At 71.1% G+C, this 22,649-nt stretch carries 21 protein-coding genes; 7 read left to right on the top strand and 14 right to left on the bottom strand.

Annotated features, from left to right (window positions below):
- Window positions 1–60: 60 nt before the first annotated feature.
- The 5 genes from ACQP10_RS08700 to ACQP10_RS08680 are packed head-to-tail and all read right to left on the bottom strand — an operon-like array spanning window position 61 to window position 5,628.
- Window positions 61–909, bottom strand: a complete 849-nt coding sequence (locus ACQP10_RS08700) for an ABC transporter permease (protein ID WP_346020853.1) — start codon at window positions 907–909, stop codon at window positions 61–63.
- Window positions 906–1,757: an ABC transporter permease gene (locus tag ACQP10_RS08695; RefSeq protein ID WP_433541177.1), complete on the bottom strand. Its 852-nt coding sequence runs from the start codon at window positions 1,755–1,757 to the stop codon at window positions 906–908. Before ACQP10_RS08695 ends, ACQP10_RS08700 begins: the two co-directional genes overlap by 4 nt.
- A gap of 7 nt (window positions 1,758–1,764) precedes the next feature.
- A complete protein-coding gene (locus ACQP10_RS08690) occupies window positions 1,765–3,012 on the bottom strand; it encodes an ABC transporter substrate-binding protein (RefSeq protein ID WP_389994310.1) in 1,248 nt (415 codons plus the stop codon).
- Window positions 3,013–3,020: 8 nt separating this feature from the next.
- Complete coding sequence (locus tag ACQP10_RS08685) at window positions 3,021–4,169, bottom strand: ABC transporter ATP-binding protein (protein ID WP_346020854.1); 1,149 nt, start codon at window positions 4,167–4,169, stop codon at window positions 3,021–3,023.
- A 25-nt stretch (window positions 4,170–4,194) separates the two neighbouring features.
- Entirely contained in the window at window positions 4,195–5,628 is a 1,434-nt protein-coding gene (locus tag ACQP10_RS08680) for a gamma-aminobutyraldehyde dehydrogenase (RefSeq protein ID WP_399499819.1), read from the bottom strand.
- A 221-nt stretch (window positions 5,629–5,849) separates the two neighbouring features.
- Between ACQP10_RS08680 and ACQP10_RS08675 the strand changes: the two genes are divergently transcribed.
- Complete coding sequence (locus tag ACQP10_RS08675) at window positions 5,850–6,344, top strand: Lrp/AsnC family transcriptional regulator (protein ID WP_346020856.1); 495 nt, start codon at window positions 5,850–5,852, stop codon at window positions 6,342–6,344.
- 113 nt (window positions 6,345–6,457) lie between these two features.
- Here the strand turns inward: ACQP10_RS08675 and ACQP10_RS08670 are convergent, their stop codons facing one another.
- Window positions 6,458–8,038: a purine-cytosine permease family protein gene (locus tag ACQP10_RS08670; RefSeq protein WP_346020857.1), complete on the bottom strand. Its 1,581-nt coding sequence runs from the start codon at window positions 8,036–8,038 to the stop codon at window positions 6,458–6,460.
- The gene (gene speB / locus ACQP10_RS08665; protein ID WP_189246084.1) at window positions 8,035–8,994 is read right to left on the bottom strand and encodes an agmatinase; all 960 of its coding nucleotides are present in this window, start codon (window positions 8,992–8,994) and stop codon (window positions 8,035–8,037) included. The genes ACQP10_RS08670 and speB overlap by 4 nt, the downstream gene beginning before the upstream one ends.
- Window positions 8,995–9,136: 142 nt before the next feature.
- Between speB and ACQP10_RS08660 the strand changes: the two genes are divergently transcribed.
- The 3 genes from ACQP10_RS08660 to ACQP10_RS08650 all read left to right on the top strand — a co-directional run bounded on the left by ACQP10_RS08660 (window position 9,137) and on the right by ACQP10_RS08650 (window position 12,457).
- Complete coding sequence (locus ACQP10_RS08660) at window positions 9,137–10,759, top strand: PucR family transcriptional regulator (protein ID WP_433541176.1); 1,623 nt, start codon at window positions 9,137–9,139, stop codon at window positions 10,757–10,759.
- A 173-nt stretch (window positions 10,760–10,932) separates the two neighbouring features.
- On the top strand, window positions 10,933–11,751 hold the full coding sequence (locus ACQP10_RS08655) for an ABC transporter ATP-binding protein (RefSeq protein ID WP_346020860.1): 819 nt from the start codon (window positions 10,933–10,935) through the stop codon (window positions 11,749–11,751).
- A 34-nt stretch (window positions 11,752–11,785) separates the two neighbouring features.
- Complete coding sequence (locus ACQP10_RS08650) at window positions 11,786–12,457, top strand: hypothetical protein (protein ID WP_346020861.1); 672 nt, start codon at window positions 11,786–11,788, stop codon at window positions 12,455–12,457.
- Between the two features lie 178 nt (window positions 12,458–12,635).
- Here the strand turns inward: ACQP10_RS08650 and rlmN are convergent, their stop codons facing one another.
- The gene (gene rlmN / locus ACQP10_RS08645; protein WP_346020862.1) at window positions 12,636–13,757 is read right to left on the bottom strand and encodes a 23S rRNA (adenine(2503)-C(2))-methyltransferase RlmN; all 1,122 of its coding nucleotides are present in this window, start codon (window positions 13,755–13,757) and stop codon (window positions 12,636–12,638) included.
- A 64-nt stretch (window positions 13,758–13,821) separates the two neighbouring features.
- Between rlmN and ACQP10_RS08640 the strand changes: the two genes are divergently transcribed.
- Entirely contained in the window at window positions 13,822–14,904 is a 1,083-nt protein-coding gene (locus tag ACQP10_RS08640; protein WP_346020863.1) for a suppressor of fused domain protein, read from the top strand.
- A gap of 48 nt (window positions 14,905–14,952) precedes the next feature.
- On the opposite strand, the gene ACQP10_RS08635 is transcribed toward ACQP10_RS08640, so the two are convergent.
- The 6 genes from ACQP10_RS08635 to ACQP10_RS08610 form a co-directional block, all read right to left on the bottom strand.
- On the bottom strand, window positions 14,953–15,777 hold the full coding sequence (locus tag ACQP10_RS08635; RefSeq protein ID WP_433541175.1) for a phosphatidate cytidylyltransferase: 825 nt from the start codon (window positions 15,775–15,777) through the stop codon (window positions 14,953–14,955).
- A 68-nt stretch (window positions 15,778–15,845) separates the two neighbouring features.
- Window positions 15,846–16,403, bottom strand: a complete 558-nt coding sequence (gene frr, locus ACQP10_RS08630; protein ID WP_312873091.1) for a ribosome recycling factor — start codon at window positions 16,401–16,403, stop codon at window positions 15,846–15,848.
- Window positions 16,404–16,672: 269 nt separating this feature from the next.
- Window positions 16,673–17,371 carry a UMP kinase gene (gene pyrH / locus ACQP10_RS08625; RefSeq protein ID WP_218911649.1) on the bottom strand — a complete coding sequence of 233 codons (699 nt, stop codon included), beginning with the start codon at window positions 17,369–17,371 and terminating at the stop codon, window positions 16,673–16,675.
- Window positions 17,372–17,494: 123 nt separating this feature from the next.
- Window positions 17,495–18,328: a translation elongation factor Ts gene (gene tsf, locus ACQP10_RS08620; RefSeq protein ID WP_346020865.1), complete on the bottom strand. Its 834-nt coding sequence runs from the start codon at window positions 18,326–18,328 to the stop codon at window positions 17,495–17,497.
- A 113-nt stretch (window positions 18,329–18,441) separates the two neighbouring features.
- The gene (rpsB, locus tag ACQP10_RS08615) at window positions 18,442–19,383 is read right to left on the bottom strand and encodes a 30S ribosomal protein S2 (protein WP_433541174.1); all 942 of its coding nucleotides are present in this window, start codon (window positions 19,381–19,383) and stop codon (window positions 18,442–18,444) included.
- Between the two features lie 323 nt (window positions 19,384–19,706).
- A complete protein-coding gene (locus ACQP10_RS08610; RefSeq protein WP_399499823.1) occupies window positions 19,707–20,336 on the bottom strand; it encodes a helix-turn-helix domain-containing protein in 630 nt (209 codons plus the stop codon).
- A gap of 67 nt (window positions 20,337–20,403) precedes the next feature.
- Here ACQP10_RS08610 and ACQP10_RS08605 point away from each other — a divergent pair, with 67 nt between their 5' ends.
- Both ACQP10_RS08605 and ACQP10_RS08600 read left to right on the top strand, forming a co-directional pair.
- A complete protein-coding gene (locus ACQP10_RS08605) occupies window positions 20,404–21,681 on the top strand; it encodes an MFS transporter (protein WP_433541173.1) in 1,278 nt (425 codons plus the stop codon).
- 404 nt (window positions 21,682–22,085) lie between these two features.
- Window positions 22,086–22,475 carry a murein hydrolase activator EnvC family protein gene (locus ACQP10_RS08600; RefSeq protein WP_346020869.1) on the top strand — a complete coding sequence of 130 codons (390 nt, stop codon included), beginning with the start codon at window positions 22,086–22,088 and terminating at the stop codon, window positions 22,473–22,475.
- The last annotated feature ends 174 nt before the right edge of the window (window positions 22,476–22,649 follow it).

The raw sequence follows: 22,649 nt of genomic DNA, 5'->3' as shown, positions 1-22,649 counted from the left end.
TCTTTCGGGTACGCCGAAGCCCCGTGCCGCCCACCGCGGGCGGAACGGGGCCTGACGGCGCTAGGTCCGGCGGCGAGCGGTCACCATGTTCACCACGGCGATCACCACGCCTACCGCGAATATAAGGGTTCCCAGAATGTTGACCTGCGGCGGCACCCCGATCCGGGTGGCGCCCCAGATCCACAGCGGGAACGTCTGGAGGGCGCCGCTGGTGAACTGGGTGATCACGAAGTCGTCGATGGACAGCGCGAACGCCAGCAGCGCGCCCGAGATGACGCCGGGCAGGATCATCGGGAACGTGACGCGCCAGAACGTCACCCAGGTGGACGCCCCGAGGTCGCGCGCCGCCTCCTCGATCGAGGGGTCGAGGCCGACGACCCGGGCCCGTACGGTGATCGCCACGAACGACAGCGAGAACAGCACGTGCGCGATGACCACGGTCACGAAGCCCGGCTGCACCCCGGCGCTGACGAACAGCGACAGCAGCGAGGAGCCCATGACCAGCTCGGGCGAGGCGATGGCGGCGAAGAGCACCAGGTTGACGGCGCCCAGCCCGCGGAACCTGTAGCGGCCCATCGCCAGGCCCATGAGGGTGCCGATCACCGTGGTGATCACCGTGGCGAGCACGGCGATCTCCAGGGAGTTGACGACCGCCTCGATCAGCTTGGGGTCCTGGTCGAGCATGCCCCACCACTTGAAGGTGAAGCCCTGCCAGGTCACGTTCGACTTGCTCTTGGTGTCGTTGAAGCCGAAGATGATCATGACCGCGATCGGCAGGAACAGCCAGGCGAGGATCAGCCAGACGTAGACCTTGAGCAGCCGGTCGAGGAGGCGGCGGCGGGGCCGGGCGGGCGCCGGGGCGCCGGCGGACGGCGCCGTGACGGGCGCGGATGTGGTGGCAGTGCTCATCGGGCCGCCGCCTCCAGCACGTTCTCGGTGCCCAGCGCCCTGGCGTAGGCGAAGATGCCGATCAGCATCGCCGCCATCAGCGCGAACGACAGCGCCGCGGCCGACGGGTAGTCGTTGTTGACCAGGAACCTGGACTGGATGATGTTGCCGATCATCGTGTTCGCCGGGCCGCCGAGGATCTCGGCGTTGACGTAGTCGGCGGTCATCGGGACGAACGTCATCAGCACCCCGGCGAACACGCCGGGCAGCGACAGCGGCAGCACGACCTTGGTGAAGGCCTGCCGCCGGGCCGCGTACAGGTCCTGCGCGGCCTCCACGACGCGGGGGTCCACCCGCTCCAGGGCCACGTAGATCGGCAGGATCATGAACGGCAGGTAGTTGTAGACCAGGCCGCCGATCACCGCCACGGTCGTCTGCAGCACGTGGAAGTCGTCGGGCACCAGGCCCAGGGACTTCAGCGGCGACAGCAGCAGCCCGTTGTCGGCCAGCAGGAACTTCCACGACACGGTGCGCAGCACGAACGACACGAAGAACGGCAGCAGCACCAGCAGCAGGTAGGTCGACTTGCGGGAGCTGCCCCTGAAGGCGATCCAGTAGGCCATCGGGTAGGCCAGCACGATGGAGACGACCGTGGCGACCAGGCCGTACCCGGCCGAGCGCAGGAACTGCGTGCCGTACTGCGACAGGACGTCGCCGTAGATCGACAGGTTGAACGTCTGGACGAAGCCGTTGACCACGTCGCCCTCCTGGGTGGACACCGAGGCCATGAAGACCATCGGCACCACCAGGAAGATCGCCAGCCACAGCCCGCCGGGGAGGATCAGCAGGTAGGGGGCGAAGCGCTTCATCGCTCGCCTATCCCTGTGTGATGGGCTGGAAGATGGACTCGAAGACCTTCTCCTCGGCCGTGGTGAGGGCCCGGTAGGACCGCAGCCTGGCCATGTCGGCCTCGGCGGGGTAGACCATCGGGCTGTTCGCGAGCTGCTCCAGCGACTTCTTGTCGTCGCCGCTCGCCTTGGCGGCGTCGGCCAGGACGAGGTCCTTGGTGGCCGGCACCGGGGTGATGTAGTTGATGGCCTCCACCAGCATCGTGGCGATCTTCGGCTGGTAGACGTAGTCCATGTAGGTGAGCGCGTCGAGGGGGTTCTGCGCGGTCTTGGGGATGCACAGGTTGTCGGTCCAGATCGTGCCGCCCTCCTGGGGGATCACGAACTTGATGTCCTTGCCCTCGGCGACCTGCTGGAAGATGTCGCCCGACCAGGCCATGGTGATCCAGATGTCGCCCCGGGCCAGCGCGTCGACGTAGTCGTTCTCGTAGTACTTGCGCACCAGGCCGTCGTCGCGCTGCTTCTGCAGCCGGGCGGCGGCCTTGCGCCAGTCGGCCTCGGTGGACTTGTCCGGGTCGATGCCCTCGGCGAACATCCCGAAGTTCGCGACCTCCTGCGGGTCGAGCATCATGCCGACCTTGCCCTTGTACTTGGGGTTCCACAGGTCGTTGATGCTGGTGACCTCGTCCACGTACTTGGGGTTGTAGGCGATGCCGGTCAGGCCCGCCGTCCAGGGGATCGTGTAGGTGTTGTTCGGGTCCCAGGTGGGGTTCTTGACCTTCTCCGCCGCGTTGGCCGCGAAGTTGGGCAGCTTGGAGTGGTCCAGCGGCACCAGGTAGCCCAGCGCGATGGCCTTGCTGAGGTGGATGCCGTTGGTGATGACCATCACGTCGTAGCCGATGTCGGTGCCGGAGGCGAGCAGCGGCTGGATCTTGCCGAAGAAGGAGGGGGTGTCCTGGATGGCCTCGGTGTAGGTCACCTTGATGCCGGTGTCGGCGGTGAACTTCTCCAGGGAGGGGGAGCGGCCGTCTTCCTTGTCGATGTACAGCGTCCAGTTGGCGAACCGCAGCGTGCCGTTCTTCTTCTTGGACGCCCAGTAGTCGGCGACCGCGTCCTTCTGGGGCGGGGCGGCCTTCTTGCCCTGCACGCCGCAGGCGGTCAGGGCGAGCCCGGCGGCCGACAGGCCGGCGAGACGGAAGGCGTCGCGGCGGGTCACCGAGCGGGGCCGGGTCATGCCGCGCAGCAGGGCGGCGTCGAGGGAGGAGTCCTGGTGCATGGGGTGGCTCAACTTCCGATCACGTAAGAATGCTGCGGCCGCCACGACAGCCAGACCGCGTCGCCGCGCTCGGCCGTGCTCGTGCTGTCGAGCGCGTTCTGCTGGAAGACGGTGACCTCGGTGCCGCCGGGCAGGCGCACCGCGTAGCTGTTGTACAGACCCAGGTAGACGACCTCGGCGACGGTGCCGCGCACGGCGCTGAGGCCCGCCGCGGGCTCGTCGGTGGAGATCATGACCTTCTCCGGGCGTACGGTGACCGCGATCGTGTCCCCGGCCCGGTGCGCGCCCTCCTCGGCGAGGACCCGGCCGTCGTCCCCGAGCCGCAGTACGGCGCAGCCGTCCTCGACCCGGTCCACCGTCCCGCTGATCAGGTTGGAGGTGCCGATGAACCCGGCGACGAACGCGGTGGCGGGGCGCTCGTAGATCTCGCGGGGAGAGGCGAGCTGCTCGACCAGGCCGTCGTTCATGACGGCGATGCGGTCGCTCATGGTGAGCGCCTCGCTCTGGTCGTGGGTGACGTAGACGAACGTGATGCCGACCTCGCGCTGGATGCGCTTGAGCTCGATCTGCATCGCCTGGCGCAGCTTGAGGTCGAGGGCGCCCAGCGGCTCGTCCAGCAGGAGGGCGCGGGGCCGGTTGACCAGGGCCCGGGCCAGGGCCACCCGCTGCTGCTGGCCGCCGGACATCTCGCGGGGGCGGCGCTTCTCGCGCCCGCCGAGGTCCACGATCTCCAGCATCTCGCCGACGCGGCGTTTGATCTCTGCGTCGGGCACCTTCTTGCGCCGCAGACCGAAGGCGACGTTCTCCCAGACGTTCATGTGGGGGAAGAGCGCGTACGACTGGAACACCATGTTCACGTCGCGTTTGTTGGGGGGGACGTCGGTCACGTCCTGGCCGTGCAGCCGCACCGTGCCACGCGACGGGTCCTCGAACCCGGCGATCATGCGCATGGTGGTGGTCTTGCCACACCCCGAGGGGCCGAGGAGCGAGAAGAACTCGCCCTCGGCGATGGTCAGGGTGACGCCCTTGACCGCCTGGACGACCTCACCGTGGGCGAGGTACTCCTTGACGACTCCGTCGAGCTCGATGGCGGGCACCGGAGGCGGGCCGGAGGCGGCGGGGGCCACCGCCTCCACATCCGCCTGGGTTTCGGTCATACCAGGCTATCCCTCTGTTTCGCGGCTATTCGCCGATGTAGTGCATGACGTGCTTGACGCGGAGGTAGTCGTGGAGCCCGAAGACCGACAGGTCCTTGCCGTAGCCGGAGTGCTTGAAGCCTCCGTGCGGCATCTCGGACACGAAGGGGATGTGGGTGTTGACCCACACGACACCGAAGTCGAGTCGCCTCGACACCCGCATCGCCCGGCCGTGGTCGGAGGTCCACACCGAGCTGGCGAGGCCGTACCGGACGCCGTTGGCCTTGGCCACGGCGTCGGCCTCGTCGGAGAAGGTCTGGACGGTGATGACGGGCCCGAAGACCTCGTTCTGCACCATCTCGTCGTCCTGCTGGAGGCCGTCGACGACGGTCGGGGCGAAGAAGTACCCCGTGTCGCCGACCCGCTGACCGCCGGTCAGGACCTTGGCGTGGCCGGGCACCCGCTCGATGAAGCCGGTCACCCGCGCCAGCTGGTCCGCGTTGTTGAGCGGACCGTAGAGGGCGTCCTCGTTGGACAGGTCGCCGGTCACGGTGGCGGTGGCCGCCTCGACGAGGGCCGCCACGAACTCGTCGTGGGCGTCCTCGTGGACCAGCACCCGGCAGGCCGCGGTGCAGTCCTGTCCGGCGTTGTAGAAGCCGCCCGCGGCGATCGCCTCGGCCGCGGCCTTCACGTCCTTGACGTCGTCGAAGACGATGACGGGGGCCTTGCCGCCGAGCTCCAGGTGGACCCGCTTGACGTCCTCGGCGGCGGTCTTGGCCACGGCCATGCCGGCGCCGACCGAGCCGGTGATGGCGACCATCTGGGCGGTCGGGTGGCCCACTACGAGCGCGCCGGTCTCGCGGTCGCCGGTGACGACGTTGAAGACGCCCTTCGGCAGGACCTCACCGATGATCTCGGCCATCTTGAGGGTGGAGACCGGGGTGGTGTCGGACGGCTTGAGCACGACGGTGTTGCCCGCGGCGAGCGCGGGGGCGATCTTCCAGACCGCCATCATCATCGGGTAGTTCCAGGGGGTGACTTGACCGATGACGCCGATCGGCTCGTGCCGGATCACGGAGGTGTGGTCGGCGAGGAACTCACCCGACGTCGGCCCCTCCAGGGTGCGGGCGGCTCCGGCGAAGAACCGGAAGTGGTCGGCCGCGACCGGGGTCTCGTCCTCGGCCATCCGGGCGCGGGGCTTGCCGGTGTTGAGGCACTCGGCCTCGTTGATCTCGTCGGCGCGCGCGTCGATGGCGTCCGCGACCTTGAGCAGCAGATTGGCCCGCTCGCCGGGGGTCAGCAGACTCCACGACTCGAACGCGGCGGCCGCGGCGGCGTAGGCGGCGTCGACGTCCTCCACACCGGAGACCGGCGCCTGCAGGTAGGCCTCTCCGGTGCAGGGGTCGATGACGTCGGAGAACCGGCCGCTCTTGGCGTCCACGAACTCACCGTTGACATAGTTCTGCAGACGGGTGGTCACCGTTGACCTCCTGTGAGGTGGCTTGGTTATGGGGACTCTTACAGAGGAGAGCCTACGCGACAAGGGATTTCGTTGTTAAGATACCAAATCGCGACGAAATCGCTTGACAGAGCGGTAAAAACTGACAGCATGTCGCAGCGAGCCGCAACATGTCGGCAGGACGTGAGAGGCCCGCGACGACCCCGTAACAGATCCCGTAACACCGACGCCAGGGAGCGCGGATGACGACGCCGCCCAAGGTACGCCGCGACAACGACGCGAAGCACGGGACGGTCGTCCTCGACGAGATCTCCAAACAGATCATCGAACAGCTGCAGGCGGACGGCCGCAAGCCCTACGCCGCCATCGGCAAGGCGGTGGGGTTGTCCGAGGCCGCCGTCCGCCAGCGGGTCCAGCGCCTGCTCGACGCCGGGGTCATGCAGATCGTCGGGGTCACCGACCCGCTCACCCTCGGATTCTCCCGCCAGGCGATGATCGGCATCAAGTGCGAGGGCGACCTGGAGATGGTGGCCGACGAGCTGTCGGCCATCAAGGAGATCGACTACGTCGTGCTGACCGCCGGCTCGGTGGACATCATGGTCGAGGTGGTCTGCGAGAGCGACGCGCACCTGCTGGACATCCTCGGCAAGATCCGGGCCATCCCCACGGTCCGCGCCACCGAGACGTTCGTCTACCTCAAGCTGCACAAGCAGACCTACTCCTGGGGCACCCGCTGACGCCCTCCGGGATCAGCCCCCGGTGCGCCCCCGCGGTCACCCGCCGGCGCTCGCCCGCCGTACGGCCGGTCCGGGCCGTACGGCGGACGGACGCCTGAGCACGCCCGGACGGATCACACCCGGGCGGTCGTCGCCGCGGCGGGCGCGGCGGTGGCGTCCGGTCCCTCGATGGGCGGGACCGGGACGTCGCGGGAGCGGACCAGGCGCGGCCCCTCCGGGCCGAAGACGCCGCGCGGCTCGGGGAAGGCCGCCAGCATGGCCAGGTAGAGCACGGCCGCGGTGGCCAGGCCCAGCGGCAGCGAGATGTCCGTGCCCCCGGCGAGGCCGCCGAGCGGCCCGACGAACTGGCCGGGGATGTTGACGAACAGGATCGCCGTCATCGCGGCCAGCAGCCAGGCGGTCATCCCGCGCCAGTTCCAGCCGTGGGTGAACCAGTAGCGGCCGCCGCGCTGACGGCGGTTGAAGACCTGCAGCGCCTCGGCGTCGTACCAGCCGCGCCGGGTCACGTAGCCGAGCATCATGATGACCATCCAGGGGGCGGTGCAGGTGACGATCAGCGTGGCGAACGTGGAGATGCTCTGCGTCAGGTTCAGGGTGAAGCGGCCGAGGAAGATGAAGCCGATCGACAGCACGCCGATGAACACCGTCGCCTGGACCCGGTTGAAGCGCGGGAAGACGCTGGAGAAGTCCAGGCCGGTGCCGTAGAGGGCGGTCGTGCCGGTGGACATGCCGCCGATCAGCGCGATCAGGCAGACCGGCAGGAAGTACCACGCCGGGGAGACCGCGAGCAGCCCGCCGACGTAGTTGGGTGCGGCCGGGTCGACGTACTCCGACGCCTTGGCGGCGATGATCGACGCGGTGGTCAGGCCGAACAGGAACGGCAGGATCGTGGCGAGCTGGGCCAGGAAGGCCGCGCCCATCACCCGGACGCGCGGGGTTTCCGCCGGGATGTAGCGGGACCAGTCGCCGAGGAAGGCGCCGAAGGAGATCGGGTTGGACAGCACGATCAGGGCGGCGCCGATGAACGACGGCCAGAACCCCGGCGCGGCCGTGGAGGCGAACGCCCCGGCGTAGGAGGGGTCGAAGTCCCCGGCGAAGGCGAACGCGCCCAGCACGAACAGCAGCGAGGCCGCGGCCACCGCGATCTTGTTGACCAGCAGCATGAAGCGGAAGCCGTAGACGCAGACCACCAGGACCAGCACGGCGAACAGCGCGTAGGCCACGCTGTACGACAGGTTCGACTCCGGCAGCCCGGCCAGCCGGTGGGCGCCGCCGACCAGCGCGTCGCCGGAGGACCACACCGAGATCGAGAAGAACGCGATCGCGGTGAGCAGGGACAGGAACGAGCCGACGACCCGGCCGTGCACGCCCAGGTGCGCCGAGGAGGAGACTGCGTTGTTCGTGCCGTTCACCGGGCCGAAGACGGCCAGCGGCGCCAGGATCAGCGCGCCGACCACCAGGCCGAGCCCCGTCGCGGCGAGCCCCTGCCAGAAGGAGAGCCCGAACAGGATGGGGAACGAGCCCAGCACGCACGTGGCGAAGGTGTTCGCGCCGCCGAAGGCCAGCCGGAACAGGTCCAGCGGGCGGGCGGTGCGGTCGGCGTCCGGGATGCGCTCGACACCGTGCTGCTCGACCTCGATGACGGACGGCGCGCGGTCGGAGACGCCCGCCGCGGCGTGATCCGCCCGGCTCACCGGGCCTCCCGCGCGGGACCGGACAGCGCCAGCAGGCTGACCAGGTCGTAGGCGACGTGGGAGGCGGCCACCGCGGTGATCTCCGCGTGGTCGTAGGCGGGGGCCACCTCGACCACGTCGGCGCCGACCAGGTTGCATCCGGCCAGGCCGCGCAGGATCTCCAGCAGCTCGCGGCTGGTGAGGCCGCCCGCCTCGGGGGTGCCGGTGCCGGGGGCGTGCGCGGGGTCGAGCACGTCGATGTCGATCGACAGGTAGAGCGGCCGGTCGCCGATCCGCTGGCGGAGCGCGTCGACGATCTCGTCCACGCCGCGGCGCATCACGTCGGCCGAGGTCATGATGCCGAAGCCGAGGCGCCGGTCGTCGTCGAGGTCCTGCTTGCCGTACAGCGGGCCGCGCGTGCCGACGTGGCCGACCGCCTCGGTGTCGAGGATGCCCTCCTCCACGGCCCGGCGGAACGGCGTGCCGTGGGTGTACTCGGCGCCGAAGTAGGTGTCCCAGGTGTCGAGGTGGGCGTCGAAGTGCAGCATGGCCACCGGGCCGTGCCGCCTGGCCAGGGAGCGCAGCAGCGGCAGCGCGATCGTGTGGTCGCCGCCGATGGTGACCAGGCGGGCGCCGTCCTCCTGGAGCCGGGTCGCGGCGTCCTCGATCGTCTCGACGGCCTCGCCGATGTTGAACGGGTTGCAGGCGATGTCGCCGGCGTCGGCCACCTGCACCGCGGCGAACGGCGAGACGTCCAGGCCGGGGTGGTACGGCCGGAGCAGGCGGCTGGCCTCGCGGACCGCCGAGGGGCCGAAACGGGCGCCGGGGCGGTAGGAGACGCCGCTGTCGAACGGCACCCCCACCACGGCCACGTCGCAGCGCCCGACCTCGTCCAGGCGCGGCAGCCGTGCGAACGTCGCCGGACCCGCGAATCGGGGGACGCGGGAGGAGTCGACGGGACCCCGGGGTTCGGTCATGCCGCACCGTCCTTTCGAGAGGCGTGGGGTGGCGGGAGGTCCGGGCGCGGAGAACCCGGCTCAGAGCAGGCTATCCGTACAGTTTGGGAGCTTTGTGACAGTTTGGGTACTGTGGGGGAAACGAACTGCGACGGGGTTTCCTGTGGCCGACCACAATCACACCGCCGGCTCCCCCGCCGGTCCCACCGATGAAGCCGCCCTCGGGCCCGCCTCCGGGTCCATCCCCGGATCCGACGGCATGCCCGCCTCCGGGTCCATCGCCGAGTCCGACGGCATGCCCGCTGACGGGCCTGCCGACCGGACCGCCGCCGGTTCCGCCGACCGACTCACCGTCGAGGAGCTGATCCGCTTCCCGGCCCTGCAGCTGCGCGTCCTCGCCGGGCACGCCGGACTCGGCCGCTCGGTGTCCTGGGCGCACGTCAGCGAACTGGACGACCCCACGCCCTGGCTGCTGGGCGCCGAGCTGATCATGACGACCGGCATCGCGATCCCCCGCTCCGCCGCCCGCCAGCGGGCCTACCTGGAGCGGCTCGACGACGCCGGGGTGTCCGCGCTGGCCCTGTCGGCTCAGCTCCACGTGCCGCCGCTGCACCGGGCGTTCCTCGCCGCCGCCGAGGAACGCGGCATGCCGGTCCTGGAGGTGCCGCTGGCCGTGCCGTTCATCGCCGTCGCCCAGGAGGTCGCCGCGGCCGTGCAGGAGGACGCCCGCCAGCGGCTCGGCGCGCAGCTCCAGGTCTTCGGCGCGCTGCGCTGGATGGCCTCCGAGGACCTCGGCACCGCGACGCTGTTCCGCCGCCTGGAACGGCTCAGCGGCTACACCGTGTACCTGTGCACGCCGCAGGGCCGCCCACTGCTGCCCGGCGTCCCCGTGCCCGACCCGGATCTGCTGCCCAGGACGGCGGAGGCGCCCCCGACGATCCCCGGCGGTTTCGTCCTCCCGGTGCCCGCCCCGGGCGGCCCGGCCGGCTTCCTCGTCGCCCTGGAGCGGGAGGGCGCCCGCCCGGCCGGGCTGGCGGTGGCCCAGCACATCGCCACCGTCGCCGCGCTCCAGGTCGCCATGGCCCGCCACGAGCGCGAGACCCTGCGCCGCGAGGGCGCGGAGATCCTGGCCGAGCTGCTGCAGGACGTGCTCGACCCGGCCACGGCCCGGCGGCGGCTGATCCGGCTGGGCCTGCCCGACGACGAACTGGTCCTGCTGGCCGTCCGCGGCGTGTCCGACGACGGCCTGCTGCGCGCCCTGGACGACCGCCCGTTCCTCATGCTCGGCAGGGGTGACGACCGCTACGTCCTCGGCACCGCCGAGGCGGCCGCCGCCGTCGCCGGGGTACCGGGCGTCGCGGCCGGGGTGAGCAGGCCGTTCGCCGCCGGGACGTCGCTGCGGGTGGCCCGCAGGGAGGCGGTGTGGGCCGTCTCCCGGGCGGCCGAGTCGGGCCAGGCGCTCGTCCGCTACGGCGACGACACCGCCGGGCGGTGGCTGCCGGAGGACCCCGCGGTGCTCTCGGCGCTGGTCGAGCACGTGCTCGGCGAGGTGATCCGGTACGACGCCGCCCACGACTCCCACCTGCTGGCCTCGGTCCGCACCTGGATGGAGCGGGACCGCCGCACCGAGGACGCGGCGGCGGCGCTGCACGTCCATCCCAACACGCTGGCCTACCGGCTGCGCCGGTTCACCGCGCTCACCGGCCGGGACCTTTCGTCCACGGGCGCGTTCACCGAGGTGTGGCTGGCCGTCCGGGCCGCCGGGCAACTCGGCCTCACCGGCTGACCGGACTCCCCAGGTCACCCGGTCCCACCGACGACCGGACGACCCCGGACGGCGCGGCCCCGCCGGCCCGTGACCTCAACGGACGGCCGGGCGGCTCGGCCTCACCGGCCCGTGACCGGGGCGGATTCCGGCGGCAGGGACGTGGCGAGCATGATCCCGGTAGGGTGCGGTGCATGCGGCTCTCCCAGGTGTCCTTCCGGTACTCCCGCCGCGGCCCCTGGATCCTTGAGGACGTCGAGCTCACGCTCCGCCCGGGGTCCGTCGTCGAGGTCACCGGCCGCAACGGCGCCGGCAAGTCCACGCTGCTGCGGCTGCTCGCCGGGTTCGTCCCGCCGACCCGCGGCTCGGTCTCCGGCCGGCCCCGCGTCGTCGGCTACGCCCCCGACGTCTTCCCCACCGGCCAGCCCTTCACCGTCTCCGCCTACCTGACCCACATGACCCGCGTCCGGGGCGCCTCCCCCGCCGCGGCCGGCGACCTCGCGCGGCGGCTGAACGCCGTCCACCTGCTCGACCTGCCGCTCGGCGATCTGTCCAAGGGCAGCGCGCAGAAGGTGGGGCTGATCCAGTCGCTGCTCGGCCCGCCGGACCTGCTGATCCTGGACGAGCCGTTCGCCGGGCTGGACGAGCGGACCCGCGCCGAACTCCCCGCCGTCATCGGCGAGATCGCCGCCCGCGGCGGCACGGTCGTGGTCAGCGACCACCAGAACCAGCTCCGGGAGTTCCCCGGCGCCGACCACTGTCTCGTCGCCGACCGCGCGGTCACCGTCCGCTCCGCCGGCCGACCGGCCGAGCCGGACCCCGACCTCGGTTCGGGCTCGGATTCCGGCTCCGGCTCCGGCTCCGGCTCCGAACAGGACACCGGGCGGGTTGCCGGGCAGGGGCCCGCCACGGACCGCCGGGCGGTCATCGAGGTGCTGGTGGACCCCGGCGAGGCCGACGAGGTCGAGCAGAAGCTCCGCGCCGACGGCTACACCGTCCGGCGGACCGCGTGACCCCCGAGAGCACGCCGTACGGCGGGAGGCACCGTTGACGCGTCTGACCCGGTTCAAACTGAGCGCCTACGCCCGCTCCCATCGGCTGTTCCCGCCGGCGGTCGGGCTGCTCCTGATGCTGGGCGTCTTCTACTCGACGCTGACGCCGCCCGGCAAGGAGCTGTCCGCCTACGCCGACTCGGCCGGCCTGCTGATCGTCGTCTTCGCCTGGGCCGCGCGCAGTCTGCTCGACACCGAACCGGCGGCGCAGCGGCTGGTCTCGATGACGGCGGCCGGCGGTCCGGGCAGGGAGATCGGCGCGGGGCTGCTGGCCGCGTTCACGGTCAACCTCATGTTCGCGGCGATCGCGGTCGTCACGCCGCTGCTGCACGGCTTCGCCGCCACCCCCGCACCCGGCGACGTGGCGCGCGGCGCCGTCCTGCACCTGCTGGGCCTGAGCGCGGGCACGGCGCTGGGCGCGCTGACCACCCATCCGATCATGCCGTCCCCGGCCGCCTCGATGCTGACGCTGTTCGGCGGCTACGTGGCCCTGCTGCTGGTCAGCCTGACCCCGGTGGGCCGGTTCACGGTGCCGGTCATGCCGTGGATGCGGGCGGCCAACGACGGCGCCCTCGACGCGGTCCTGCTCCCCATCGCCGCCGCGGCGCTCTTCTGGTCCGCCGCGGGCCTGGCCGCCTACGTACGGCTCCGCCGTACCAGGCCGTAGACCCGTACCAGGCCGTAGACCCGTACCAGGCCGTAGGCCCGTGCCGGCGGATCATCACCGAGACGCCGCCAGCCCCGAAGAGCACTCACCGGCGCAGCCCGCACGCGCTCCCCGGATGCCCGCTCGCGGCTTCCGCTGCGCTCCCCGGATGCCCGCTCGTGGCTTCCGCCTGGCGGGGCTACTCGGCGGCGGCGAGCTGGCCGCAGGCGCCGTCGATCTCGCGGCCCCGGGTGTCGCGGACGGTCACCGGGACACCGTGGAACTGCAGCCGGCGGACGAAGGCCCGCTCGTCCTCCGGGCGCGAGGCCGTCCACTTCGACCCCGGGGTGGGGTTGAGCGGGATCAGGTTGACGTGCACGAGCTTGTTCCGGACGAGCTTGCCGAGCAGGTCGGCCCGCCACTCCTGGTCGTTGACGTCCTTGATCAGGGCGTACTCGATGGAGACGCGGCGCTTGGTCCGGGCGGCGTAGTCCCAGGCCGCGTCGAGGACCTCCCCGACCTTCCACCGGGTGTTGATCGGCACCAGGGTGTCGCGGAGCTCGTCGTCGGGGGCGTGCAGGGACAGCGCCAGCGTCACCGGCAGGCCCTCGTCGGCGAGCTTGCCGATCGCGGGGACCAGCCCGACCGTGGAGACGGTGACGCCGCGGGCGGAGATGCCCAGGCCGCCCGGGGCGGGCTCGACCAGCCGGCGCACCGCGCCGACCACGGCCCGGTAGTTGGCCAGCGGCTCGCCCATCCCCATGAAGACCACGTTGCTGACCCGGCCGGGGCCGCCCGGGACCTCGCCGGCGGCGAGGGTCCGCGCCCCGGCGACGACCTGCTCGACGATCTCGGCGGTGCTCATGTTGCGGGTCAGGCCGGCCTGACCGGTGGCGCAGAACGGGCAGTTCATGCCGCAGCCGGCCTGGGAGGAGACGCACATGGTGGCGCGGTCGGGGTAGCGCATGAGGACCGACTCGACCAGCGCGCCGTCGAACAGCCGCCACAGCGTCTTGCGGGTGGTGCCGCCGTCGGTGGTCAGCTCCCGGACGGGGGTGAGCAGCGTGGGGAACAGTGCGGCGAACCTGTCGCGCGCCGCGGCCGGCAGGTCGGTCATCAGGCTGGGGTCGGCGGTGAGCCGCTCGAAGTAGTGCCGGGAGAGCTGGTCGGCCCGGAACGGCTTCTCGCCGAGCTCGGCGACGGCCGCACGGCGCTCGGCCATGGTCAGATCGGCCAGGTGGCGCGCGGGCTTGGCCCTGCGGGGCGCCACGAAGGTGAGCTGTCCGGGTGCGGGGGTCCCGGGCTGGCTGGCAGTCGACACGTCCAACGCCTTCTCTCAACGGTTACTCGAAGCGACACTCGACTCTGATCTAAAGTCCGGAGATATGGCGACAATCCGGTCCGCGGGTGAGCGGGGAGACGGCATCGAGGTCCTGCTCAGCGACGCCAGCCCCTACGGAAGCCGCACCCTGGTGGTCGAACGCGACGAGACTTCCTCGGTAGCTTACCTGTGCGGGCCGAAGGGCGAGGTCCACGGAGCGGTGTGGCTGGCCAACCACGTTCCGGCCCCGGAGACGACCGACCTGGACCGGCTGAACTCCGAACTCCCGCCGGTGGCCGTCCGGGTGAACACCCGGCACCCCGGCGGCAGGCGACCACTGGGCACCCTGCGGTCACTGTGGTTCGAGGAGGGCGACGGCGTCGCCCTGTACGAGAACGACGAGCTGCTGGCGGTCATTCCTGGCTGGGCCGACGTGAGCCGCGGCATGCCGGGATACTCCCGCGACGCGGTGGGCGAGTCGCCGTTCGCCTGGTCCCTGGAGGACGCGATGGAGGCCCTGGCCCCGCGGCTGGCCAAAGCCCGCTCCTACTGGGAGTGGCGCGGGAGTGAGGGCTCCTGGGCCACCTTCCAGCAGTTCGTGATGGGCCACCTGGACCGGGCGGTCGGCACCGCGGGGAGGTTCTGGGACGCCGGCGGTGGACGGCTGCCCACGGTCGGCATCACCGAGCGGCCGCCGGAGGGGGACCGGGAGCACACGATCCTGTCCACGGTGGGGATGAGCTGCCAGCGGATGCCCACGGTGGAGCAGTACATCGACCGGCCGGAGGCGTACGCCCGGGTGGAGCTCGCCGTCGCGACCCGGGGCGACGCCCGGGAGGCGGCCCGGCTGTTCCTGTGGCTGGCGCAGTACCCCTGGCACTCGGTCACCTGGCTGGGTCACGGGCACACGGCGAAGTGGTATCACCGGCCGGAGACGTTCCCGCTCGGCTCCGCCTACAACGGCGTCATCATGCTCGCCGGGCCGTCCGGCCTGCCGGACCTGTCGGGCTTCACCTTCGGCGGCGACGCCGTACGGTGGCTCTGGCTGGTGCCGCTCACCGACGACGAGCTGCGCCTGTCCGCCGCGAACGGCTACCGCGCACTGCTGCCCCGGCTGCCGGCCGACCGGACCACCCGGGCGGGGTGACCCGGCGACGCGCCCCGGACGCCCCGGCCCGCCAGGGGCGCCGGGCGGTCAGATCAGCAGGGTGAGCAGCACCCAGACCGGGATGAGCGCGGCGAGGAGGGAGTCGAGCCGGTCCATCAGGCCGCCGTGGCCCGGCAGCACGCTACCCATGTCCTTGACGCCGAGGTCCCGCTTGATCACCGACTCGACGAGGTCGCCGAGCGTGGCGAACACCACGACCACCGCGCCGAGCAGGACGCCCTTCCAGATCTCGGCCTCCAGCAGCCAGGAGACCAGCCAGCCGCCCACGGCCATGCAGGCGATCGCCGAGCCGGCGAAGCCCTCCCAGGTCTTCTTCGGGCTGATCAGCGGGGACATCTTGTGCCTGCCGAAGAGGACTCCCGCGGCGTAACCGCCGATGTCGCTCGCGACCGTCGTGGCGATGAAGGTGATCACCCGATCCGGGCCGTCGACCGGGTGGCTGAGCAGCAGCGCCACGAACCCGACGAGGAACGACGGATAGACCGCGACCAGGACGGTGGCGGAGATGTCGCGGACGTACCCCTCCGTGCCCTGGAACATCCGCCAGACCATCAGCACCAGGACCATCGCCGCGAAGATCCCGAGCATCCAGGCGGGCCCGCCGTAGTAGGCGCCGACGAGTATGGCGGCCATCCCGGCGAGCGACGGGATCAGCGGAACCCGGATGTCCCTCTGCGCGAACGACCTGACCAGCTCCGTCACACCGACGCCCACCGCCGCGATCACCACGGCGAGGAAGAGCACCTTGACGAAGTAGAGGGAGCCGATGACGGCCGCTCCCAGGCCGACGCCCACCGCGATGGCGGCGGGGAGATTCCGGCCGGTACGGCTACCGCCCGCCGCAGCTTCCAAGGGGTCCCACTTCCGTACACAAAATCCTTGCCCCGTACCGGAGACCCGGACGGGACAAGGACCACGAATCAGACTTCGAGCAGCTCGGCTTCCTTCTGCCGGAGCAGCTCATCGATCTTAGCGACGTGCTTCTGGGTGAGGTCGTCGAGCTCCTTCTCCGCGCGACGCACCTCATCCTCACCCGCCTCGCCCTCCTTGATCAGCTTGTCGAGCGTCTCCTTGGCGTGGCGGCGGATGTTGCGGACGGAGACCCTGGACTGCTCCGCCTTGGTCCGGGCGACCTTCACGTACTCCTTGCGGCGCTCCTCCGACAGCTCGGGGAAGGCCACACGGATGACCTGACCGTCGTTACCGGGGTTGACACCGAGGTCGGAGTTGCGAATCGCCTTCTCGATCGCGGCCATCGAGCCCTTGTCGAAGGGCTGGATGATGACCATGCGAGCCTCGGGGACATGGAACGAGGCCAGCTGCTGAATGGGAGTGGGCGTCCCGTAGTACTCAGCGGTGATCTTGTTGAACATCGACGGGGTGACGCGGCCCGTACGGATGCCGGCGAGATCGTCCCTCGCCACCGACACGGCCTTGTCCATCTTTTCCTCGGCTTCGAGGAGGGTATCGTCGATCACAGCGACTCCTTCTTCTCGGTCGCTCACCATCCTCACTCACTTCGCGGGACACTCCTACGTCGCGCACCGCTCCGCTCGCTCGTCAGGCTCGCTCCCCGCTCATGGGTCGCTCACCATCCTCACTCACTTCGCGGGACACTCCTACGTCGCGCACCGCTCCGCTCGCTCGTCAGGCTCGCTCCCCGCTCATGGGTCGCTCACCATCCTCACTCACTTCGCGGGACACTCCTACGTCGCGCACCGCTCCGCTCGCTCGTCAGGCTCGCTCCCTATTTCCCTGCCGGACTCACCAGCGTGCCGATCTTCTCACCACGCACCGCCCGCAGGATGTTGCCCTCACCCATGAGGTCGAAGACCACGATGGGCAGGCCATTGTCCATGCAGAGGCTGATGGCCGTGGCGTCCATCACACCGAGGCCACGGGTCAGGACCTCACCATATTCGAGGTGGTCGAACCGTACGGCGTCGGGGTTCTTCCGGGGATCGTCGTCGTAGACGCCGTCCACCTGGGTGCCCTTGAGCAGCGCCTCGGCACCGATCTCCAGCGCGCGCTGCGCGGCGCAGGTGTCGGTGGAGAAGAACGGCGAGCCGAGCCCGGCCCCGAAGATGACCACGCGTCCCTTCTCCAGGTGACGGATGGCGCGACGGGGCAGGAAGGGCTCGGCGACCTGCTGCATGGTGATCGCCGTCTGGACGCGGGTGTCGATGCCCCGCTTCTCCAGGAAGTCCTGGAGGGCCAGGCAGTTGATCACCGTGCCGAGCATGCCCATGTAGTCGGCCCGGGCGCGGTCCATGCCGCGCTCGGACAGGGCCGCGCCGCGGAACATGTTGCCGCCACCGACCACGACCGCGACCTGCACGCCCTTGCGGACGGCCTCGGCGATCGAGTCGGCCAGGTGGCCGACGACCCCGGGATCGATGCCCAGCGGCTCTCCGCCGGCGAACGCCTCGCCCGACAGCTTCAACATGACCCGCTTCCAGCGAAGCGGACCCGAATACGAAGAAACCGCCGACGTAGCGGATTCTGAGTTCTCCTGCACGACGGCGGCCTCCTCGTTGTAGTGCTGTGGCTGAGAGAAGCTGGGTTAAGACTAAGCCTGGCCGACCTTGAAGCGGACGAAGGCCTCGACCTTGACACCGTTCTCGTCGGCGTACTTGCCGATGGTCTTCTTGTTGTCCTTGACGAACGCCTGCTGCAGCAGGGTGAAGTCACGGAACCAGCCGTTGATGCGGCCGTCGACGATCTTGCCGATGGCGGCCTCGGGCTTGCCCTCCTCGCGGGTCATCTCCTCGAAGAGCGCGCGCTCCTTCTCGATGACGTCCGCGGGAACGGCGTCCGGGTTGAGGTACTTCGGAGCCATCGCGGCGGCGTGCTGGGCGATGTCCTTGGCGACCTCGGCGTTCGGGGCGTCGAGCTGCACGAGCACGCCGACCGCCGGCGGAAGCTGCGGGTCGGTCTTGTGCATGTAGGCGCCGATGTAGCCGCCCTCAAGGACCGCGAAGCGACGGATCTCGATCTTCTCACCCAGCGCGGCGTTGGCCTCGTCGAGGTGGGTCTTGACGGTCTTGCCGTCGAACTCCGACTCCAGCAGGGCCGGGACGTCGGCCGGACGGGTCGCCAGGATGTGCTCGACGACCTGGGCGGCCAGCTCCTGGAAGCGCTCGCCCTTGGCCACGAAGTCGGTCTCGCAGTTGAGCTCCAGCAGCGCGGCGGCCGAGTCGCCGTCCTGCTTCAGGGCGATCAGGCCGTTGGAGGCGGTGCGGGCCTCGCGCTTACCGACGTCCTTGGCACCCTTGAGCCGCAGGATCTCGATGGCGCGGTCGAAGTCGCCCTCGGACTCCTCCAGGGCCTTCTTGCAGTCCATCATGCCGGCGGCGGTCAGCTCGCGAAGCCGCTTGACGTCGGCCATGTTCACGGAAGCCATTGTCTTTTCCTCGTCGGAATCGTCGTGGACCGGGTGGGTACGCCCCTTCAAGAGGCGTACCCACCCGAAAAAGAGCCTTGCGGGTTCGTACGGCGAGCCGTACGAGATGAGGACTAGGCCTGCTGGTCGTCGCCCTCGGCGGCCGGGGCCTCGGCCGGAGCGGCCTCAGCGGCCGGAGCCTCAGCCTCGGCGGCCGGAGCCTCAGCCGGAGCGGCCTCAGCCTCGGCGGCCGGAGCCTCAGCCGGGGCGGCCTCGGCCTTGGCCTCGTTCTCGGCACCGGCGAGCAGCTCCTGCTCCCACTCGGCGAGCGGCTCGGCGCCACCGGCGACGGCCGGCTTGTCGTCACCGCGGTTGGCGCCGGCGCGGGCCATGAGACCGGCGGCGACGGCGTCGGCCACGACGCGGGTCAGCAGGTCGACGGCGCGGATGGCGTCGTCGTTACCCGGGATCGGGTAGTCGACCTCGTCCGGGTCGCAGTTGGTGTCGAGGATCGCGACGACCGGGATGTTGAGCTTGCGGGCCTCGCTGATCCCGATGTGCTCCTTCTTGGTGTCGACGACCCACACCGCGCTCGGAACACGGGCCATGTCGCGGATACCGCCGAGGGTGCGCTCCAGCTTCTCCTTCTCGCGGCGGCGCATGAGGAGCTCCTTCTTGGTGAGCCCCGAGCCGGCGACGTTGTCGAAGTCGAGCTCCTCAAGCTCCTTCAGACGCTGGAGCCTCTTGTGCACGGTGGAGAAGTTGGTGAGCATGCCGCCCAGCCAGCGCTGGTTGACGTACGGCATGCCGACGCGGGACGCCTGCTCGGCGATGGCCTCCTGCGCCTGCTTCTTCGTGCCGATGAACATGATCGTGCCGCCGTGGGCGACGGTCTCCTTGACGAAGTCGTAGGCCCTGTCGATGTAGGACAGCGACTTCTGGAGGTCGATGATGTAGATGCCGTTGCGCTCGGTGAAGATGAAGCGCTTCATCTTCGGGTTCCAGCGACGAGTCTGGTGGCCGAAGTGAACGCCGCTCTCGAGCAGCTGTCGCATGGTGACGACGGGGGTGGACATGTGATTGTCCTCCAGGTCGGGGCGCCCATCGCTGGGCGCTGTTCTCGGTTGACGCGGCGGCCCTCGGCCACCGCCCTGATGCCCCGAACCGGCTCCAGCCGGGCTCTCGCCCGGACCGAGGGAGATGGTTCTCAGTGGGACATGCGAAGTCGGCCCGCGCGTTGCAGGCCATCGAAAAGTGTACCCTCAGCCGGACCTTCGCCCGACCCCGGCGCGTCAGCCATCCTGACCGCACGCGGGGAAACCGTCCCCGGGCCGGCAGGGGGAACCGCCCTCCGCCCGCGGAGGGGACGGCGCCTCGCCGACGGGAGAGGCGGAAGGGCCTACCCGTCGAGGGGGCCGGGGTGCGTGCCCTCCTGCGGGAGCCCGTGCGGGCGTCGCTCGGCGCGGGGGAAGAGGTTCACCTGCGCCTCCGCGACCCGGGCGCCGGGCGGCACCCCCGCCGGATCACGCCGGTTGATCGAGTACGGGTCCAGCAGCTCGTCGATCCGCCGCTGCAGCTCCCTGAGCTCCTCGGCGCTCACCATCAGGGCGGCCCGGTAGAAGATCGACGCCTCCTGCCACTCGGCGGGCTCGCGGTCGAAGTTCGCCAGTGCGCGCGTCGCCTCGTCGGCGGCGTGATCGCGCACGGCCTTGATGAGCAGATCCTTGGCGGCCCGCACCTCCGGCGGGTCGCCGGCCTCGGTGCTGATGACCATCCCGCGGGGGCTGTGTCGCCACACGCGCTCCCGGGCGTCGCCGCGCGCGGGCGCGTCCTCCACGAAGCCGTACTTGGCGAGCATCCGCAGGTGGTAACTGGCGGCGCTGGGCGTGATGCCGACGATCTCGGCCACCTCGGTCGCGGTGGCTGGCCCCTCGGCCTGCAGCCGGTTCAGGATCGCCAGCCGCGCGGGGTGGGCGAGCGCCCGCATCGCCACGGGATCGGTGAGCTGCCTGCGCGCCTCCTCGGTCATGGGGAAACCGTACCCGCTCAAACCTGAAGGATTGCCTTCACATCTGTGAAGGGATATTTTCATAGATGTGAAGCGTTCCCTTCAGACCGGCGACGCCGTCTCCGAGCCCCGCCCCGTCCCCCTCCGCCGGCAGCGCGACTACCGGCTGCTGCTGTCGGCGCGCGCCGTCTCCGAGACCGGCGCCGAGGTCTCCCGGCTGGCCGTGCCGCTGACCGCCGCCGCCCTCCTCGGTGCCTCCCCCGCGCAGATGGGCGTCCTCTCCGCCGCCGGCGCCCTCCCTTACCTGCTGGCCGGGCTCCAGGCGGGCGCGCTGGCCGACCGGATGCGGCGGCACCGGCCCGTCATGATCGGCTGCGAGCTGACCGCGGCGGCGGCGACCGCCACCGTCCCGGTGGCCTGGCTCGCCGGATGGCTGACCGTGCCGTGGCTGATCGCCGTGACGTTCACCGTCGGCCTCTGCTCGGTGCTCTTCCGGGCCTGCAGCTTCCCGCATATCGCCGCCGTGGTCGACGAGAGCCAGCGGCCCCAGGCCCTGGCCGGCTTCCAGACGGCGAACTCCCTGGCGGTCATCGGCGGGCCGAGCCTGTCCGGTCTGCTCGTCCAGATCTTCACCGCGCCGTTCGCCCTTCTCGCCGACGCGCTGTCCTTCCTCGCCTCGGCGTTCCTGATCCGCGGCATCCGGGCCCCGGAGAAGCACGTGCCCGCGGCCCCGCGCGGCATGTGGACCGAGATCCGCGAGGGACTGCGCGCCGTGGTGGCGGCCCCGGCGCTCCGCGCGCTCTGCGGCTCCGGGATGGCGATCAACTTCTTCGGCGGCGCGTACATGGCGATCTTCATCCTCTACGCCGTCACCGTCCTCGAACTGCCCGCCGGGATGGTCGGCGCGGTCAGCGCGTGCTTCGGCGTGGGCGGCCTGCTCGGCGCCCTGGCCACGACGCGCCTCATCGGACGGGTGGGCGAGAACCGCATGCTCCGCTACGCGGTACTGCTGTTCCCGCTCGACTACGTGGTGACGGCGCTCGCCTCCGGCCCGGTCTGGGCCCGCTTCGCCGTCATGGCGGCCAGCGGGCTCGTCAGCGGCGCGGCGATCGTCGCCTTCGCCACCTCCATGGGAGCCATCACCCTCAGGGAGGCCCCCGCCGAACTGCGGGGCCGGGTCAACGCCACCATGACCTTCGGGATCCACGGCGTCGTCGCCGCGGGCGGCCTGGCGGGCGGTCTGGCCGGCGAGCTGCTCGGCCTGCGCCCGGTGCTGTGGTGCGGCGCGGCGGGCATCGCGCTCCTCGCCATCCCGATGGTCTGGCTCTCCCCGCTGCGCCACTCCCCCGCCCCGCTTCCCCGGTGACGCGTGCCGTCCGTGACATCGCGCCGCTTCCCCGACGACCCGTGCCGTCCGTGACATCGGGCCGGCCGTCCACAGAACCGTGTTCGGTCCGCCCCGGCCCGCACCACGATCCTCATGCTGGGCGGATGAGATCCTTCCGCTCCCTCGGGACACATCTCCTGCTGCCGGCACTGCTGATGACCGCACCGGGAGCCGCAGGCGCCCCGGACCGGGATCGGGAAGACCGGGCGGGCCGCCCGGAAGCCGTCGTCCCCCGGCCCGGATCGCTCCATCCCGGCCCCCGCCGGCCCTTCCCGCACCCGGAAGCCGCGCCCTCACCGCACTCCGAGGCGGAGCTCCCGCCTCACCCCCGGGCCGGCGGGCCCTCCCCCCGATGGGACCCGCCGCTCACCGGGCGGCTCCGCGTGCTCCGTGGGTTCGCGCCCCCGGCGCGGCCCTGGCTGGCCGGGCACCGGGGAACCGACCTCGCCGCACCGCCCGGCACGGAGGTCCGCGCCGCGGGCGCCGGCACGGTCGGCTACGCCGGGCCGCTCGCCGGACGAGGCGTGGTCACCGTTCTCCACGACGACGGCCTGCGGACGACCTACCTTCCCGTCACCCCCTCGGTACGGCGCGGCCAGGCCGTGGAGCGGAACCAGGTGATCGGCGCCCTCCAGGACGTCCCCGGCCACTGCCCCACCGGCTGCCTGCACTGGGGGCTGCTCCGCGGCCGGCTGTACCTCGACCCGTTGCTCCTGCTGGGCCGAGGGCAGGTGCGGCTGCTGCCGTCCCGGCCGGTGCACCGGGACCGATGACCCCGTCGCGGCGTACGCCGAGGTCGGCGAGGCCGTCGCCGCCGCGATCGCCGGGAACCGGATTCCCCGTACCGTCCTGCGAAGCAGCGTGGGCGCCGAGTTCCGCAGGGGCGCCGGTGAGATCGACGGACTGGCCCGTGTCGAGGAGGCGCTGGACCGGATCGTCGCCGAGGA

Source organism: Streptosporangium sandarakinum (assembly GCF_050942225.1).
GTDB lineage: Bacteria > Actinomycetota > Actinomycetes > Streptosporangiales > Streptosporangiaceae > Streptosporangium > Streptosporangium nondiastaticum.
This window is presented reverse-complemented; position numbering and strand designations above follow the sequence as displayed.